The sequence below is a fragment of the Mesorhizobium sp. WSM4307 genome (assembly GCF_007003945.1).
Classification (GTDB): Bacteria; Pseudomonadota; Alphaproteobacteria; order Rhizobiales; family Rhizobiaceae; genus Mesorhizobium.
The window spans coordinates 12,139-29,289 of record NZ_VFTB01000016.1 but is presented as its reverse complement, the minus strand read 5'-3'; the positions used below and the strand labels follow the sequence as shown (position 1 = coordinate 29,289).

The window sequence follows — 17,151 nt, the reverse complement described above, 5'->3', positions numbered from 1 at the left end:
GTCTATCTAGCAACCATCGAAGCAAGTTGACGAAACGCATCGTCAACGTGTTCGCCCGAAAGTGCACTTGTTAGATAGATTTGCCATCCGAGTTGCCTCAGCTCGTTAATATCACCATCTGATATTGCCCACCGATCGGCAAGATCGGATTTGTTGAACAGCAATACAAACGGCATCGTTCCGAATTCGGCCTCGACCCGCTCGCGTAGCGTGAGCGCCGCGGCAAGAGTAGCGGCGCGGGTTCCATCGACGACAAGCACGAGCCCGGTCGCACCTCGCACATGGCTGACGCGGAATGAGCCGATATCGTCTTCGCCGGCCAAATCCCACAAAATCAAATCCACGGTTTTGCCCGGTAGTGCGACGCTCTTCTTGTCGATTTTCACTCCCACCGTGGTCAAGTAGGTTTCTGAAAAGATGCTTTGCACAAACCTGCGGACCAGGCTCGTCTTTCCGACACCGAACCCGCCCAACATGCAGATCTTTTTTTGCAACATCTTGAGCTCCACTAGTCCAAGTTTACCGTAATCGAAACCCGGCGATTGGTGGAGCTCCCAGTTTGACTATTTTCAGGCACCAGCGGCTCAAAGGTGCCCGCGCCCCGAACCAGCAGCAGTTCCGGAGCGACGCCGCGCTTGTTGAGAAGCGCACGAACTGTCTCGGCGCGGGCGGCACTGATCGACGCGTTGGCCGTCTCGCGGCCCGTAGCGTCCGAATGGCCGGTCAACATGAACCGCGCAGTTACGCCTGACTTGTGGGCACTTTCGGCGAATTCCTTTATTTGATCCGCCAATCTGTCGAGAACCGGCGTCTGCTCTGGTCCCGGCACAACTTTGCCGGAATAGAAGAAAATATCGGTCGCCTGGATGGCCGCTCGCAAATCATTAAGTTCTGCAAGGTTCAGCTCATGCAGCTGCGAGATATCCAGAACCACTCCGTCCGCCGAAAGTTGATCGGCGGCGGCCCGCGCCCGGTTGATCCAGTTGGCAGGAGCCTCCCCCACGACAACGATGCGACCCTGGATGATCGAAAGCAGAACCGATTTCGGCGGGGTCAGCGAAGCCTCCAGCCGCTTCACCACGAACTTCGGATCAAGACTTTGATAGAATTGCCACTGTGAATGAACGCGGGCAGGATCGATCTGCGTTCCGTGCAGCAGAGCTTGCGGGTCGGCGGCTAGCGGGTCTCTCAGGCCGGAAATGTAGAAATGTCCGCCCCTCTCTGTTTGCTGGGCGACGATGATTCCCGGTTGGGCCTCAAGTCGCGACACATAGTACTGCCAATGCTCCGCCGCGCGCGCTTCGGGGCTCACATCACGAACCTTGGAGATGTCGAATTCCGGTCCGCCTGCCGAAAGCTGTCGGGCCGCCGCGCGCGCCTGATCTATCCAGGTGTCGGGAGCCTCACCCTCGGCAACGATGCGATCCTTGACGATCGAAAGTCGCACTGTGTCCGGCGGATACAGCGACGCCGTTAGCCGCTTCAACACGAACTCCGGCTCAAGGCTCTGATAGAATTTCCACTGCGAATGAACCCGGGCGGGATCGACCTGTGTTTCCGACAGCAGCGACTGCGGGTCGGCGCCAAGCGGGTCTCTCAGGCCGGCAACATAGAATTGGCCGTCGCGTATGTTTTGCTCGGCAACGATGATGCCTGGCTGGGTCTCCAGTCGCGACACATAGGCCTGCCAGCGCTCCGCCTCGCGTTCTTCGAGGCTTACGTCACGGACCCCAGAGATATCGAACATCGGCCCGCCTGCCGAAAGCTGCTGGGCGGCGGCGTGTGCCTGGCTGATCCAAGCGGCACTCGCTTCACCTTCGGCGACGATGCGATTCTTGACGATCGAAAGTCGCACTGTATCCGGCGGAGCCAGCGACGCCGTCAGCCGCTTCAATACGAACTCCGGCTCAAGGCTCTGATAGAATTTCCACTGCGAATGAACGCGGGCGGGATCGACCTGCGTTCCCGACAGCAGCGACTGCGGGTCAGCGCCAAGCGGGTCTCTCAGGCCGGAAATGTAGAATTGGCCATAACGTACCTTTTGTTCGGCAACGATGATGCCCGGCTGGATCTCCAGTTGCGACACATAAGCCTGCCAGCGCTGCCCGGATTGCCAGGAAAGAAGGAACCAACCGCCTGCCGGAATCAAAAGCAGCAGGACTGCAACCACCACCAGCCACGGAAACCCCTGGTTTGATTCCTCCTGCTTCAGCTCGACGCACGTCTGCAATTGTGCCTCTACGCCGGCCAACTGCGAACTGTCGCCGTCAAACTCCCCTAAAGCCTGTGAGCATTCCTCATGGATGCGGAGCAATACATCGCGAACTATTTCATGCAATTCCTCTGGCGGATTTCCTCGGATCACCGAAACCAAGGTCGCGAACTGTCCGACTTCTGACCAAAGGCGAAGGTCGCCAAAACGGATCGTGTCCAGACTGCTCTGTTCTTTTTCGTTAAATGAGTCCTTCACAAAGTCCTGAATTGCACTAAGCATCGAAGAAATAAGCTGAGGATCCTCGCTCGTTGCATTATCAGCAGCTACATGCGCCATCAGAAGTCCGGAATTTCGGCTAATTAGGAAGACGTGTTCCACTCGATATACAAGAGAATGCTTCAGAACAACTTCCGAAAAACTAGCACCTGTTCTCCAAGATTCAAATCTCCACTTGAGACCATGCCAGGTAAATATATGTCTTAAAGTTTCGTTCAGCGACTGAAAGGTCTGGTCGATCTTTTCCCCGATCGACTTGCGAATTGCCGGCAGAAACACCGGGTATAATATGTCCGTCAGCGTGCGCGGGCTCTTCTGGATTGACCGTTGCACAGCTCTTTCGACAGCTGGCGCAAGGGCCTCGCCGAGTTGCACGTGAGGCGCTCGCGCGGCCGCACTGGAAAGAACGTCGCCTATGGCTGCCGCGAGCTGCTCCGGTTCGTCCAGCAGATGCGTGACTCGTGAAAGCTCTGAAATTTCGCGGCTGACCAGCAACTGGCGCAGCGTTTCCATGCGAGGATCGGCGGTTGGAACTCCGTCGAAACGCGCACGATAGTCCGGATCAACGTTCCGGGCAATTTCGATCAAAAGACGAGCCAGAGCCTCGCGATCAATCTCTGTATCGTTCGAGGCTGTTCTTTGCGGTAGGCTGATCGGGTCGACGGTCGACGTCAAGGTCCCATCAACTCGCTTTCCAACTACGGTCCGAATTGCTCTTGCTGCCGACGGGATCCTGATTAAGACATTTTGCAACCTCGACAAACAGGCCAGCCAAAAGATTTCGGTCGGTCTTGACGTTGCTGAGATCGGCAAACATTTTCTCTATCAGCATCTGAACGCCTTCATTCTTCTGCTTGATTTCCTCACGCAGTGAATGATCGTTCCGATTTATCCGGTCCGCAACGTCGCGCTCAAGCGCGCTCAATTGATCCGACAACGCGCGCACCTGCTTTTCAAGCGCCTGGTTTTGCTCGCGAAGATTCCGATCAATTTCCTTGTCGGCATCGGCTCGTGCATCTTTTTCGCTCCGCAATTGCCCCGCAAGCGAATCGACCTGCTTCTTTGCATTTGACTCGTACATGTCGAGATTGCGCTTGGCCTCGGATTCGACATCCTTGAAGCGCTGCAAGACCCGTTCTTCGAGCTTGGAGAAGCGGCGGTCATAGTCCTGCATCTGGTTGCCGAACAGCAGATCACGTATCTTGTCGACACCTACAGCGTCGCCGGGACCCCCGTTTTCGCGAGCCTGGACACCCATGAAGTTCAGACCGTTTCCTTCTGCGTTACCTATCAGATTTCCGTCCGCTTTCTTGTCTGAAGAAGCGGAATTCGAAGATTCCTTTGCCATGCTTTTGCCCTTCCGTTTGAACACCTGCCACAGTGCAAAACCCCATACATAAGAAAGTCGGCATATAAGAAAGTCAGCATGTCAGCAAAATACCCGGCTCGCAAGCGGGTATCGTCTTGACTTGAGCCGATTCGTAAGGCAGCCGCGCGCTGAGTCGCCGGCGCAGGAATGGAAGTTGGTAGCGATGCCATTTCAAGAGCGGCAGCCGCGGCTGGTCGGGGATCAAAGGCGGTAAGCGTAGCCGTCGAAGCAGTGGCGCCCCGCAATCTCTGCGCTCACGGCATCCCGGCGTTCGACCGCAAGGTGATCAACCGAATAACGACGGCGGCAGGTCGCAAGTTTCGCGCTCGAGGAGGCGATCCGATCAAGCTCGTTAAGAACCGCCTCACGACTACGCCACGGGTGTTTGCGCACGCGCTGTGCTTTTCCGGGAACTGCTCAGATGGCCGGCGCGCTGGCGCGCACCCGCCGTCTGGCGTCAGGCGTGGCGGATCTCGGTTCCCAACACCTTCAAGCATTCGCGGATGAACGCGGCAAGCGCCGTCCAGCCCTTGGCGGAAACCATCGTCCCGTCCACATAGGCATCGGTGGGTGACAGGTCGATGTAAGTGCCGCCGGCAAGCGTCACCTCCGGCTCACAAGCCGCGAGAGCCCCGACCTTCTTGCCGCGGACGACGCCATCGACGGCGATCAGAATCTGGACGCCGTGGCAAATCGTGAAGATCGGCTTTTTGGTCTCATGGAAATGGCGCACCATCGCCTGCACGCGCTTGTCGGTACGGATGTATTCCGGCCCGCGCCCGCCTGCGCAGTAGACGGCATGATACTGGTCGAGCTGTCTTTCGGCTTCCGAGAACGTCTTGTTGATCAGCGCGTAGTGACCGAGCTTTTCGGTGTAGGTCTGGTCGCCCTCGAAGTCGTGCAGCGAGGTCTTGATCAGGTCGCCGGCGTTCTTGTCGGGGCATACCACATGAACCGTGTGGCCCACGGCCTCCATCGCCTGCTGATAGACGAAGATCTCGTATTCCTCGGTGAACTCACCGGTAAGCATCAGTATTTTCTTGCCTGGCATGGCTCTTCCTCCTGTTGCGGCTGGGCGAGGTGCGGATCACGCCTCGCCTGTCTTCGAAATCGGATCGGATCGGAATGGCGAATCCGGGAAATACGCGCTCGGCGCGCAGCACCGGTTCGACGGCGCCCGGCACGGCACCAGTGGGCAGCGCGCTTCCTCCCTCTCCGGCGATATTGGCTGCAATGGACATCGGGTCCGACCTTAATCGAAGGCCGGAAGCAAGCGATCGCGCGAATGCTCGATATGGACGCGCATCGCCTCTTGGGCGGCGTCGGGATCGGCCGCGCCGAATGCGGCGAGGATCGCCTCGTGTTCGTCGAGCGCTTCCTCGGTCACGCGGGCATGATACATTAGGCGGAAGATATGGAAGTGGGCATGCTGGTGGCTCAACGTCTGCCGAATGAGTTCGTTTTGCGAAAACTCCATGATCTTGTCGTGGAAGATCGCGTCCTGCCGGGCGAAATTCGAATAACGCAGGCGATCGTCCTTGCCTTCGCGCCGTGACATCACGCCAGCCGCTTCCAGCAAAATGTTGAGCTTGGCTTCATCCATGGCAGCGGCGGCTTTCGCCGCGGCATGCGGCTCAAGCAGAAGGCGCATCTCGTACAATTCGTCGAACCGGCGGCGTGTGATTTGCGGTGCCGCGCGATAGCCGATCAGGTGAGTCTTGAGCACCAGGCCTTCGCCTTCGAGGCGGCCGAGCGCCTCGCGGATGGGCGTGTGCGAGACGTTGAATTCCTTGACCAGGCTGTCGACGGTGATGCGCGAACCCGGCGCGATCTTCAGCGACATCAGCTGCGCGAAGATCGCTTCATAGACATCCTCGACCAGGCTGTTGGAGCGCTGGATGCGACCGCCGCCGGCGGCCGTTTCGGTCGTGTCGATTGGGTTCGCGGCCTGCATCTTTTTTACCTATTGACAGTGTGGACCGCTAACACGATGCTCCAACGGATGCAATCCTATATCCTATACGATTTTAAGGCGAATATGCTTTTCGTGCCGTTACATGGTGCTGCAGAATGTCCCTGGCGCCGTTGCGGACAGATGGCGGATGCGTCGCGACAACCCATCCCAGTTCAGGCGCCGCCAAAGGACAAAAGATCATCATGAGCCTCTTCGCCGCCCTCCGGCTTCCGCGTGAAATCCTTTTCGGGAAAGGCCAGCGCCATGTGCTGCCGACAGTCGCCAGCAGGTTCGGCCGGCGCGCCCTGGTCTGTACGGACGAGCGTTTCGCCGGCACGGCGGTGTTCGCGGAAATTGTCAAATCGCTCCAGGCCGCCTCGATCGAGGTGCTTGTGCATGACCGCGTGCTTCCCGACGTGCCACGCGACAGCGTCGGCACTTGCGTCGACGAGGCCGAAAAATTCCAGCCCGAGATGGTGATCGGCATCGGCGGCGGCAGCTGCCTCGATTTCGCCAAATGCGCCGGCCTGCTGCTCAGCCATGGCGGCAAGCTTCTGGACTACTATGGGGAGTTCAAGGTGCCCGGCCCGACGCTGCCGCTGATCGCCGTGCCCACCACCGCGGGAACCGGCTCCGAAGTGACGCCCGTCGCGGTGATCTCCGATCCGGACCGGACGCTGAAGGTCGGCATATCGAGCCCCTATCTGATCGCGGCGGTTGCCTTGTGCGACCCCGAACTGACGATGACCTGCCCCCCTGCCCTGACCGCGATAGCCGGCGCCGATGCCTTGACCCATGCGATCGAGGCTTTCACCGCGAAGCGGCGCGGCGAGGACCCCAGCCTGGCGCAACAGCATGTCTTCATCGGCAAGACCGCGCTGACCGACCATTTCGCCCTGCTGGCCATAAAACTGCTGGGCCGCAGCCTGGAGAAAGCCTGCACCGACGGCACCGATGCCGATGCGCGCGCCGATGTGATGATGGGCGCGCTGGCGGCGGGCTGCGCATTCGGCACCGCCGGCACCGCGGCGGCGCATGCCGTGCAATATCCCGCGGGCGCCCTCACCCACACGGCGCACGGATTGGGCGTCGCGACGATGATGCCCTACGTCATGACCTACAACAGCCGCGTGGTCGCCGCCGAAATGGCCGAGATCGGCGCAGCGCTTGGCCTTGAGGCCAAGGGGCGGAGCACCGGGGAGATGGCGGACGCCACAATCGAGGAAATCCGACGGCTATTCATTGCGATCGGCATCACGCCGACGCTGGCCGATCTCGGCCTTCCCGCCGACAAGCTCGACTGGACCGCCGATCAGGCGCTCGGCATCGATCGCCTGATCAAGAACAACCCGCGCCCCTTCAATCTCACCGCCATGCGACGCCTGGTCCAGGCCGCCCATGACGGCGACCTCGCAGCCTGCGCCATGTAATCCACGGAACAAGACCATGAACCTTCCTCCCAATGCGCTGTGGATCGACCAGGACGACTATGATGTTCGCGGCTTTTCGCACGGACTCTACATCGACGGCAGATGGCGACCATCTTCCGACGGCCGGGTCATCGACGTCGTCGATCCTGCGTCGGGATCCGTCATTGCAGCGGTTCCCGACGCGACGCTCGAGGATGCCTTGGCAGCCGTCGATGCGGCGGCCATGGCGGCGACGGCATGGCGGGGGACAGCGCCACGCAAGCGCTCGGAAATCCTCAGGCGCTGTTTCGAACTCATGGTCGAGCGATCGGAAACGCTCGCCATGCTGATCTCGCTGGAGAACGGCAAGGCTCTGCGCGACGCGCGCGGCGAGGTTGCGTACGCCGCCGAGTTCTTCCGCTGGAACGCGGAAGAAGCGGTTCGCATCACCGGCGAGTTCGGCACCGCGCCGTCCGGCACCAACCGCATCGTGGTCGACTATGAGCCGATCGGCATCTGCGTGCTGATCACGCCCTGGAATTTTCCGGCCGCGATGGCGACACGAAAAATCGCGCCGGCATTGGCGGCCGGTTGCACGGTGATCCTGAAGCCGGCCAGCGAGACGCCGCTGACGGCCTATGCGCTGGCCGCGCTCTACAGCGAGGCCGGCGTTCCGGCCGGCGTCGTCAACGTGCTCACCACGACCAGTCCCGGTCCGCTGACCTCGGCCATGCTGGCCGATGCGCGCGTCAGGAAGCTCTCTTTCACCGGCTCGACAGGCGTCGGACGAACCTTGCTTGGCGAAGCCGCCAAGCATGTGGTCTCCTGCTCGATGGAACTCGGCGGCAATGCACCATTCGTCGTTTTCGACGATGCCGACCTCGATGCCGCGCTCGACGGCGCCATGATCGCGAAGATGCGCAATGCCGGCGAGGCCTGTACAGCCGCCAACCGCATCTATGTTCAGTCGGGCATCCATGACGCGTTCGCCGACGGCCTTCGCAAACGCATGGCAGCTCTCAAGGTCGGACCAGGCATGAGTGCGGATACCGAGTGCGGGCCGATGATCACCAGAAAGGCGGTCGACAAGATCGACCGCCTGGTCAAGGACGCCGTGGGCCGGGGAGCCAAGGTGCTTTGCGGCGGCTCTATCCCGGAAGCGGAAGGCTTCTTTTATCCGCCGACGGTCCTGTCGCAGGTTCCGTCCGATGCCGACATGGCGCATGAGGAGATCTTCGGGCCGGTAGCGCCCATCACGCGATTCGAGACCGAGGCCGAAGCCATCATGCACGCCAACAACACGGAATACGGCCTTGCCGCCTATATCTATACGCGCGATGTCGGCCGAGGATTGCGGGTGGCATCGCGGATCGAAGCCGGCATGATCGGCCTCAATCGGGGGCTGATGTCGGATCCCGCGGCCCCCTTCGGCGGCGTCAAGCAGAGCGGCCTGGGTCGCGAGGGCGGCCAGCACCACGGCATCGCCGAGTTCATGGAGGCGAAGTATATCGCCGTTACCTTCTGATCGGGCAGCCATGCAGAAAGACCCCTTCCGCACCCGCGACCACGTTGCCGACTTTGATGACATCGTGGCCGATATCGTGGCGCGCAGCGCCACGACCCGGGCGACGCTGCCCATGGTGGCTGATGTCGCCTATGGCAACGGCGAGGCCGAGAGGCTCGACCTGTTCTTTCCGCCGGGCGAGCGTCAGAATCTTCCCGTTCATATTTTCATCCACGGCGGCTACTGGCGCATGTTTTCAAGGGGTGACTATTCCTATGTGGCGAACACAGTCACCCAAGCCGGTGCGATCGCGGTCATCGTCGATTATGCGCTGATGCCCGAGTTCAGGATGGCGGCGATCGTGGAGCAGGTCCGGCGCGCCAAACAATGGGTGCTGGACAACATCGTCGACCATGGCGGCGATCCAGGCCGGATCAGCGTCAGCGGCCATTCGGCTGGCGCGCACCTGGCCACATTCCTATTTGAAAAGGCGCCAATGCCGTCACGCATCCACGCAGCGCTGCTGCTGGGTGGCCTCTACGACCTGAAGCCCCTGCAGAAATCCTTCCTCGAGCCGTTGATCGGCATCACCGACGAGGAGGCAGCTGCCTTCACGCCAATGACGCGGCAGCATGACCCGAAGACGGCAGTGACCATTCTCGTCGGGGACCAGGAAACGCCCCCTTTTCACCAGCAGGCGGCCGACTTCGGAACGCTCCTGCGCGCGCAGGGGCACGGTGTCCGCGACCTTTGCCTGAATGACCGGAACCATATGACGAGCGTACGGGATCTCGGCATCATCGGTACGCAAGCTGGCGATTGCCTGATGCAGACGATTGAAACGACCCTCTTCTAGAGGCAATGCCGAGCCGACCCGAATGAGGAGGTCGCAGTGTGATGTGCACCGCTCGGTGGGCAGTTGCGCAACCTCGGGACTTGGCCCTATTGCGCGACCAGGCGACTCGCCTAGCGAAACAGCTTTGCTCTCATTGGCCATTCAGCGGATTCGATTTGCTTGGTGATCCCTCACCCTTAGGGCAAACTCCCTGCCGGGGCTGCAGGAGGTGAAATGAGAGCACGCGCAGCAACGCTCGGGGATCTCGAGGATGTGTTTCATGGCCTGTCCAAGCGGATGTCGGAGGAGTACGCGGCGGCCGGCAAGGACAGCAAGATCGCCTACGACAATCTGATGATGAATCTGAAGGAAGGCCGGGCGCACGCGCTGGTGGAGGGCGAGAAGGCCGTGGCAATCATCGCCTGGCATGAGAACAGCGACGCCGCCGATACGCTGTTTGCCGCGCAGGAGGACTTTTTCCGCGCCTCGACCGTGCGCTTCTGCAAGCGACATATCAGGCACATCCAGGCGCTCGCCGGCAACCTTCCCATCCATTCGCGCAGCTGGCTGCAGGGGCCTGACGTCGCCCGATGGTTCGGCATTATCGGCTATGCCGAGCGCGGTCAGGAGAACGGCGCCAACCTGTTTGAGCTGCCGCCGGCCCGCGCCAGCTAAGGAACCCCGGCTGGTGGCATGTGTTCCTCCTTGCCGCAAACGCCGAGCATACCGCGCCATCGCCCGCGCAAATTCGTCGATGCGGGTCCCCCCTTCGGTTCCAAGCGGTTTAACTCGGTGGCCTTGCGAATTGCGCTCTCGGCCGCCTTGGACTGCCTCAGCAAGCGGCTTGCACGGGGCGACGATTGGCGGGATGTTACTGGGGGCAACCGGGGCCAAACCGGCAGGCCGAGATCGATGTGGCTGCTGGAAAATGTCGCGAGCCTGCTTCGCCTTTCTTACCTTTGTTGTCTTGCTGGCGCCGGTAGAGGCAAGCGAGCGCATGTCTCATCTGCTTGACCGCTCCAACCTGCCGATCTCCTATCTTCGCGAATCGGATCTTGTGACCGCATACACGACTGCAATGGCGCGCTTCCGTCTGCAGTTTTCAGGACGTGCCGGCGAAACCAATCTTGCGGTCTCTCTCGAACCATTGTTTTTGCGGGCGGAATTCCGTGCGCGGACCTGGCGCTCGGCGGACGGCAGCTTGTTGCAAGGCTTCGCCGGCAAGGGCGGCTTCCGATTGACTATCGGTAACTGCCTGGCGCGTATCTGCGCTGCCAGCGAATGCAGCGATGCCGGTTGGCCGGTCTACGCCTGCAGCGACGGACGCAAGCGCAAGATGTCCGTCACGGATTTTGTGACGGCAAGCTTCGATGGCGTGCCCTATCGTCGATTGAGCGCCTCCCCTTCACAGGAATGAGGGCGCGAGGTGCCCACCATCCTACCGAGGCAGGCGTTCAGCAAGGGCGGTGTTCCTTTCCCGCACCGCGAACGCCTTCCCAGTCGACAATTGCCCGCCTCACGCAGCGCTGCGACTCCCCGCCGCAGTCGCGCAGGACGTTGCGGCGCTGAAATTGACGCGCGGCATCATCTTTTTCCCGCGAACATGGTCCAAATAGAATAGGATGGTGGGGCGCCATCCAAACGCGGACACGTGTTGCATTCGACCCAGGCGGCCGGAAAATCGGTGACAAGCGCCGCCGGAACGTGTTGAAGGTGACGGTCGACACAGAGAGGGACGTGCGATCGGGTTGCACTCGGCAAGTGTTGATGGTTTGTTGCCGGTCTGCGGAGAACGAGTGATGCGAGAATCGATCGGTCAAGACGAATATGGGTCGGCGAACCCTTTCGATCCGGACGACCTGCCCAATCTGAATGCGATCGGACCAGGGATCGGCAACAATGATTTCGAGAAATACGCGGTCGCCGTGATCATCGTGTTCGGCGCCCTGATCATCGGCGGGCTGATGGCCGCGTCGTTGACCTTCGGCCATCGCAACGGGTTCCTCTTCGCGCTCGGCGGCGCCACCTCGGCATGGATCTCCGGAAACGCGCTTCTGCTTGACCGGCCGCGCATCTACGCGCTGTTCGTCGGCATCGCCGCCCTGATGCTGATCGCATCGACCATCACGCTGGTTACCTGACGGTCCTTGCCGGGCCGCGACCCTGTCCAAGCACCCACCCCGGCATCAATATCCGAGCGCCTCGCCAGAGGCCGCCCGGCTGTCGATGGCGCCATTGTAGCGCGCGCCGCCGCCCTTCCCGATCTCCGCCAGGCTCTTGCCACCAACGAGAATGCCGGCCGCCTGCCCCCAGGTCTGGTCACTCAGATCGAGGTGGTAGCCCATGCCGGCCAGCAGTCTTTCGGTGTCCGGCGACAGGCCGAACGGCTCGACATAGACTTTATCGGGCAGCCATTGATGGTGGATGCGCGGTGCGTCGATCGCCTCCTGGATGTTCATGCCGTGGTCGATGACGTTGACGATCGCTTCCAGCGTGATGGTGATGATGCGCGAGCCGCCGGGGCTGCCGATGACCATGAACGGCTTGCCGTCCTTGGCCACGATGGTCGGGCTCATCGATGACAGCGGCGTCTTCTTCGGCTGAATGGCATTGGCCTCGCCCTGGACCAACCCATAGAGGTTGGGCACGCCCGGCTTCTGGGTGAAATCGTCCATCTCGTTGTTGAGCAAGATGCCGGTGCCGCCCGCGACGACGCCGGCCCCGAAGGAGCCGTTCAGCGTGTAGGTGACGGCCACCGCGTTGCCGTCCTTGTCGATGATGGAATAGTGTGTCGTCTCCTTCGACTCGCCAAAACCCTTCGGCATCAGGTCCTGCGACACGCCGGCCCGGAATGGGTCGATCTTGTCGCGGATGTCCTTGGCGTAGCTCTTGTCCAGCAATTTCGAGACCGGATTGTCGACGAAATCAGGATCGCCGAGCGCGGAGTTGCGGTCGACATAGGCATGGCGCATCGCCTCGACCATGACATGCACGGTCTCGGCCGAGCCGGCGCCGAGATAGGACAACGGGTAGCCTTCCAGCACGTTGAGGATTTCGCAGATGATGACGCCACCGGAGCTTGGCGGCGGCGAGGAAGTGATCTCATAGCCGCGATAGGAGCAGGTGACCGGTTTCAGTTCACGCACCGCATATTGCTCGAAGTCCTGCTTGGCCAGGATGCCGCCCCTGGCGCCGCTCGCCTTGACGATGGCGTCAGCGATGGCGCCTTTGTAGAAGGCGTCGGGGCCTTTCTCGGATATCGCCGAGAGCGAGCCAGCAAGATCCGGTTGGGTGAGCCGCTCGCCAATGCCATAGGGCTTGCCATCGGGTTTCAGGAAGGCGGCGGCCGCCGCCGGGTCCTTCGCCAACCTTTCAGCGTTGCCGGCGAACGAGGCGGCATCGCCCTGATTGAGGATGAAACCGTCCCTGGCATAGGCGATCGCCGGCGCCATCAGCTCTTGTCTTGACAGTGTGCCATATTTTTCGCGCGCTATTTCGAAACCGGCCACCGAGCCCGGCACGCCGACGGCGAGATAACCGTCGAGGCTGGCGCCCTTCACCGGGTTGCCATCCTTGTCGAGATACATGGTCTTGAACGCGGCCAGCGGCGCGCGCTCGCGAAAATCGAGGAAGGTCGATTTGCCATCGGCGAAACGGATGGTCATAAAGCCGCCGCCGCCAATGTTGCCGGCATTGGGGTAGACGACGGCCAGCGCATAGCCGACAGCGACCGCCGCATCGACGGCATTGCCGCCCTTCTTCAAGACCTCGACGCCGATTTCCGACGCCAGATGCTGGGCCGTCACCACCATGCCGTGCTCGCCCTTGGCAGGTGCTGGCGACGCGGCAAAGACGCTCGTCAATGGCGCCAGCGCGAAGGTGATGGAAAGACTGGCGGCGATCAGTGTCCGACGGGTGAGGTGCATGGCGGGTTCTCCTGGCGGGGAAGCCTAGAAGAGCCCGTCGCAGCGGCCGAGTCCACCACCAACGGTGGGCCAGGCGGATCAATTCAGATGTCAGGCGTGTCAGACAATTCCGCCCGAGCCGCCAACAACAGCCGGGCGTTCGGCCGCGACCTTGGCGCGGTAGCCCGCCGCCCGGTAGGTGGCGACCGGATCGATGGCGCCCCCGGTTTTCAGCCGTGCCATGGCGAGGATCGGCTCGACATCGGTGCGATAGGCCGCCTTCAGCGTCTGGGTCGCCATCAGCGCGTCATTGCCGTCCTGAAAAACTTCCAGCGCCTTGCGGTCGACCAGCAGCGCCTGCGCATAGGCGCGCTGCACCTCGACCGCCGACAACATCAGGCTTTCGATCGGATCGGTGACGTTGTGGCTCTGGTCGAGCATGTGGGCGGGATCGAAACCCTCGGCGCCGGACAGTTCGGCATCGACCAGTTCGTTGAAGACCAGGAACAGCCGATAAGGATCGATCGAACCGGCGTCGAGATCGTCGTCGCCATATTTCGAATCGTTGAAATGGAAGCCGCCGAGTTTCTTGAACTGGATCAGCCGCGACACGATCATCTCGATGTTGACATTGGGCGCGTGGTGGCCGAGGTCGACCAGGCAGAAAGCCTTGTCGCCCAGTTCCTTGGCGATAAGGTAATTGGTGCCCCAGTCCTGCACGACCGTGGAATAGAAGGCCGGCTCGTACATCTTGTGTTCGGTGAACAGTTTCCAGTCGGCGGGCAGCCCGGCATAAATCTCCTTCATGGCGTCGAGGTAGCGCTCGAAGGCTTTGGCGAAATTGACCTGGCCCGGAAAATTCGAGCCGTCGCCGATCCACACCGTCAGTGCCTTGGAGCCGAGCGTCTTGCCGATCTCGATGCATTCGAGATTGTGCTCAACCGCCTGCCGGCGGGTGCCGGCGTCGGCGTGCGACAGCGAACCGAATTTGTAGGAGAGTTTCTGGTCCCTGGCGTCGGAGAATGTGTTGGAATTCATGGCATCGAAGCCGAGGCCGAAGCGCGAGGCCGCCTGCTTCAGCCGGTTCGGGTCAGTCTTGTCCCATGGAATGTGCAACGAGACGGTCGGCGTCGCCTGCGTCAGCTGGCTGATGACGGCACAATCCTCGATCTTGTCGAAGATATCGCGCGGCTCGCCGGCGCCGGGAAAGCGGGCAAAGCGCGTGCCGCCGGTGCCGACGCCCCAGGAGGGGATGGCAACCGCAAATTTCTCGACCTTGTCGCGGATGGCGTCGATGGCGATGCCGCGGCGGTCGAGACGTTCGCCGAGCGAGGCGTAGTCGCGCTCGAGGTCGGGCTTGCGCGCGGTGTTATCTTTTTCGACGATTTCGGCGGAAATGATGGTTTCGGACAAGTGCTGGTTCCTCCCAAGAATGTGTTCGGCTGGCGCCGCCCCTCATCCGCCCTACGGGCACCTTCTCCCCTTAGACGGGGAGAAGGGAAACGCTCCAAATCAGCGCGTAAAGCTCTGCGCGTTGCCGGCGTCGACGTTGATGATGTTGCCGGTCGACTTGGCCGACATGTCGGAAGCGAAGAAATAGATCGCCTCGGCGATGTCTTCCGGGAAGACCGAGCGCTTCAGCATCGAGCGCGAGCGGTAATGCTCTTCAAGATCGTCCGTAGACATCTTGTAGGCGGCGGCGCGCTGTTCCTTCCACTCGCCCGTCCAGATCTTCGAGCCGCGCAGCACGGCGTCCGGATTGACGACATTGACCCTGATCTGCGCTTCCGCGCCTTCCAGGGCGAGACACCGGGCGAGATGGATTTCGGCGGCCTTGGCCGTGCAATAGGCGGCAGCGTTGGGCGAGGCGGCAAGACCGTTCTTGGAGGCGACGAAGACGACATTGCCGCCGATCTTCTGCACCCGGAACAGCCGGAACGCTTCCCGCGAGACCAGGAAATAGCCGGTCGACAGGATGTCCATGTTCTTGTTCCACAGCGCCAGCGACGTCTCCTCGATCGGCGCCGAGGAGGCGAGACCCGCGTTGGAGACCAGAATGTCGATGCCGCCAAACTCGACCGCCGTCTCGGCAAAGCCCGAGACCACCTGGTCTTCCGCGGTCACGTTGATCACCACCGGGCGGACGAAATCCTTGCCATAGGCCTTCGCCAGTTCCTCATTGGCGCTGGCCAGTGCAGCCTCATCGATATCGGCCAGCACCACGCAGGCGCCTTCGCGCAGCAGGCGGTTGGCGGTCGCCCGGCCAATGCCGCCGGCGCCACCGGTGACTAGCGCGATCTGGCCGGCGAGCGATTTCGGCTTCGGCATGCGCTGCAGCTTCAGATCTTCGAGCAGCCAGTATTCGATGTCGAAGGCTTCCTGGGCGGGCAGGCCGACATAGGATGAAACGGTCGAGGCACCGCGCATGACGTTGATGGCGTTGACGTAGAATTCGCCGGAAATTCGCGCCGTCGCCTTGTCGCCGGCGAAGGTGAACATGCCGACGCCAGGCATCAGATAGACCACGGCGTTGGGATCGCGGATGGCAGGCGAGTCTGGATGCTTGCAGCTGTCGTAATAGGCCTGGTAGCCGACGCGGTATTCGGCGATGTCGTCGGCGAGGCGTGCAATGACCGCATCGACATCGGGCTTCGCCGGATCGAACTCGATGACCAGCGGGCGGATCTTGGTGCGCAGGAAATGGTCCGGGCAAGAAGTGCCGAGTGCCGCCAGCGGGCGCAAATCCCTGGAGTTGACGAATTCGAGCACGGCGGCGGAATCGTCGAAATGGCCGAGCTTGTGGCTCTTTTCCGAGATCAGGCCGCGGATTTTCGGCATCAGTTTCGCCGCGATGGCGCGGCGGGTAGCGGCATCGAGCGACTTGACCACTTCGCCGCCGAAGATGGCGAGGCCCTCGGAGCGGCGTTCGAACCACTCGATCGCCTGGTTGATCACCGAAATCGTCGTCTCGTAGCATTCCTTGGGCGTGTCGCCCCAGGTGAACAGGCCGTGGCTTTCGAGGATGACGCCCTTGGCGGCGGGATGTTCGAGGCAGAATTTCTCCAGCCAAAGGCCGAGTTCGAAGCCCGGCCGCTTCCATGGCAGCCAGCCGATGGCGTCGCCGAAGATCTCCTTGGTCAGCGCTTCGGAATCCTTCGCCGCGGCAATGGCGATGATGGCATCGGGATGCATGTGGTCGACGAAAGGCTTCGGCACATAGGCGTGCAGCGGCGTGTCGATCGAGGCCGCGCGCGGATTGAGGTTGAAGGTGCAGTGGGGCAGATATCCCACCATCTCGTCCTCATGCTCGACGCCGCGATAAAGGCCTTTCAGCGCGCGCAATTTGTCCATGTAGAGGGTGGCAAAACCGTCGAGCTTGATCGAGGCGCTGTCGCCGCCCGAACCCTTGACCCACAGCACTTCGACGTTCTCGCCGCTGAGCGGATCCTTCTGCCATATCTTGGAGGAGGTGTTGCCGCCGCCATAGTTGGTGACGCGCTTGTCGGAACCGAGCGTGTTCGAGCGATAGACCAGAAGCTCGGGATCGCTCATCCCCTTGGCCTTCGCATCGTCCCACAAATTGGCAAGGCGCGAGCCGGAGCGCTTGTCGAGCATAGGTTATCCTCCCTGGGACGCAAAAGCCGCAGTCCATTTTGCCGGGAATGTCTACGCAAGCGCCTCGCT

At 61.4% G+C, this 17,151-nt stretch carries 15 protein-coding genes; 6 read left to right on the top strand and 9 right to left on the bottom strand.

From position 1 onward, the window contains the following. Positions 1-2: 2 nt before the first annotated feature. The 6 genes from FJV83_RS31305 to FJV83_RS31280 form a co-directional block, all read right to left on the bottom strand. The gene (locus FJV83_RS31305) at positions 3-497 is read right to left on the bottom strand and encodes a Rab family GTPase (protein WP_095775314.1); all 495 of its coding nucleotides are present in this window, start codon (positions 495-497) and stop codon (positions 3-5) included. A gap of 11 nt (positions 498-508) precedes the next feature. Beyond that, a complete protein-coding gene (locus FJV83_RS31300) occupies positions 509-3,166 on the bottom strand; it encodes an OmpA family protein (RefSeq protein ID WP_142886971.1) in 2,658 nt (885 codons plus the stop codon). Positions 3,167-3,173: 7 nt separating this feature from the next. Beyond that, entirely contained in the window at positions 3,174-3,839 is a 666-nt protein-coding gene (locus FJV83_RS31295) for a hypothetical protein (protein ID WP_095775313.1), read from the bottom strand. Between the two features lie 478 nt (positions 3,840-4,317). After that, entirely contained in the window at positions 4,318-4,911 is a 594-nt protein-coding gene (locus FJV83_RS31290) for a DJ-1/PfpI family protein (protein WP_095775227.1), read from the bottom strand. Then, a complete protein-coding gene (locus FJV83_RS31285; protein ID WP_142886970.1) occupies positions 4,877-5,101 on the bottom strand; it encodes a hypothetical protein in 225 nt (74 codons plus the stop codon). The genes FJV83_RS31290 and FJV83_RS31285 overlap by 35 nt, the downstream gene beginning before the upstream one ends. A gap of 11 nt (positions 5,102-5,112) precedes the next feature. Beyond that, on the bottom strand, positions 5,113-5,814 hold the full coding sequence (locus FJV83_RS31280) for a GntR family transcriptional regulator (protein WP_142886969.1): 702 nt from the start codon (positions 5,812-5,814) through the stop codon (positions 5,113-5,115). Between the two features lie 203 nt (positions 5,815-6,017). Between FJV83_RS31280 and FJV83_RS31275 the strand changes: the two genes are divergently transcribed. From FJV83_RS31275 to FJV83_RS31250, 6 genes are all read left to right on the top strand, one after another. Continuing rightward, on the top strand, positions 6,018-7,244 hold the full coding sequence (locus FJV83_RS31275; RefSeq protein ID WP_142886968.1) for an iron-containing alcohol dehydrogenase: 1,227 nt from the start codon (positions 6,018-6,020) through the stop codon (positions 7,242-7,244). A 16-nt stretch (positions 7,245-7,260) separates the two neighbouring features. Beyond that, positions 7,261-8,748 (top strand): NAD-dependent succinate-semialdehyde dehydrogenase, encoded by a 1,488-nt coding sequence (locus FJV83_RS31270; protein ID WP_142886967.1) that lies wholly within the window; start codon positions 7,261-7,263, stop codon positions 8,746-8,748. Positions 8,749-8,758: 10 nt separating this feature from the next. After that, positions 8,759-9,583 (top strand): alpha/beta hydrolase, encoded by an 825-nt coding sequence (locus FJV83_RS31265; RefSeq protein WP_095793833.1) that lies wholly within the window; start codon positions 8,759-8,761, stop codon positions 9,581-9,583. Positions 9,584-9,796: 213 nt separating this feature from the next. Then, positions 9,797-10,237 (top strand): hypothetical protein, encoded by a 441-nt coding sequence (locus tag FJV83_RS31260; RefSeq protein WP_095775223.1) that lies wholly within the window; start codon positions 9,797-9,799, stop codon positions 10,235-10,237. 253 nt (positions 10,238-10,490) lie between these two features. Beyond that, positions 10,491-10,979, top strand: coding sequence for a hypothetical protein (locus FJV83_RS31255; protein ID WP_179296538.1), 489 nt, complete (start codon positions 10,491-10,493; stop codon positions 10,977-10,979). 382 nt (positions 10,980-11,361) lie between these two features. Next, on the top strand, positions 11,362-11,703 hold the full coding sequence (locus tag FJV83_RS31250) for a hypothetical protein (RefSeq protein WP_095775222.1): 342 nt from the start codon (positions 11,362-11,364) through the stop codon (positions 11,701-11,703). A gap of 45 nt (positions 11,704-11,748) precedes the next feature. Here the strand turns inward: FJV83_RS31250 and ggt are convergent, their stop codons facing one another. The 3 genes from ggt to FJV83_RS31235 all read right to left on the bottom strand — a co-directional run bounded on the left by ggt (position 11,749) and on the right by FJV83_RS31235 (position 17,082). Beyond that, a complete protein-coding gene (gene ggt / locus FJV83_RS31245) occupies positions 11,749-13,488 on the bottom strand; it encodes a gamma-glutamyltransferase (RefSeq protein WP_142886966.1) in 1,740 nt (579 codons plus the stop codon). A gap of 99 nt (positions 13,489-13,587) precedes the next feature. Then, positions 13,588-14,880 carry an L-rhamnose catabolism isomerase gene (gene rhaI / locus FJV83_RS31240; protein ID WP_142877425.1) on the bottom strand — a complete coding sequence of 431 codons (1,293 nt, stop codon included), beginning with the start codon at positions 14,878-14,880 and terminating at the stop codon, positions 13,588-13,590. 99 nt (positions 14,881-14,979) lie between these two features. After that, positions 14,980-17,082, bottom strand: a complete 2,103-nt coding sequence (locus tag FJV83_RS31235; protein ID WP_142877424.1) for a bifunctional rhamnulose-1-phosphate aldolase/short-chain dehydrogenase — start codon at positions 17,080-17,082, stop codon at positions 14,980-14,982. Between the last annotated feature and the right edge of the window lie 69 nt (positions 17,083-17,151).

Coding starts and splice junctions, on each gene's coding strand:
- FJV83_RS31295 (WP_095775313.1), bottom strand. CDS start 3,839: ATGGCAAAGGAATCTTCGAATTCCGCTTCTTCAGACAAGAAAGCGGAC.
- FJV83_RS31265 (WP_095793833.1), top strand. CDS start 8,759: ATGCAGAAAGACCCCTTCCGCACCCGCGACCACGTTGCCGACTTTGAT.
- ggt (WP_142886966.1), bottom strand. CDS start 13,488: ATGCACCTCACCCGTCGGACACTGATCGCCGCCAGTCTTTCCATCACC.
- FJV83_RS31275 (WP_142886968.1), top strand. CDS start 6,018: ATGAGCCTCTTCGCCGCCCTCCGGCTTCCGCGTGAAATCCTTTTCGGG.
- FJV83_RS31305 (WP_095775314.1), bottom strand. CDS start 497: ATGTTGCAAAAAAAGATCTGCATGTTGGGCGGGTTCGGTGTCGGAAAG.
- FJV83_RS31280 (WP_142886969.1), bottom strand. CDS start 5,814: ATGCAGGCCGCGAACCCAATCGACACGACCGAAACGGCCGCCGGCGGC.
- FJV83_RS31235 (WP_142877424.1), bottom strand. CDS start 17,082: ATGCTCGACAAGCGCTCCGGCTCGCGCCTTGCCAATTTGTGGGACGAT.
- FJV83_RS31285 (WP_142886970.1), bottom strand. CDS start 5,101: ATGTCCATTGCAGCCAATATCGCCGGAGAGGGAGGAAGCGCGCTGCCC.
- FJV83_RS31270 (WP_142886967.1), top strand. CDS start 7,261: ATGAACCTTCCTCCCAATGCGCTGTGGATCGACCAGGACGACTATGAT.
- FJV83_RS31260 (WP_095775223.1), top strand. CDS start 9,797: ATGAGAGCACGCGCAGCAACGCTCGGGGATCTCGAGGATGTGTTTCAT.
- FJV83_RS31290 (WP_095775227.1), bottom strand. CDS start 4,911: ATGCCAGGCAAGAAAATACTGATGCTTACCGGTGAGTTCACCGAGGAA.
- FJV83_RS31255 (WP_179296538.1), top strand. CDS start 10,491: ATGTCGCGAGCCTGCTTCGCCTTTCTTACCTTTGTTGTCTTGCTGGCG.
- FJV83_RS31250 (WP_095775222.1), top strand. CDS start 11,362: ATGCGAGAATCGATCGGTCAAGACGAATATGGGTCGGCGAACCCTTTC.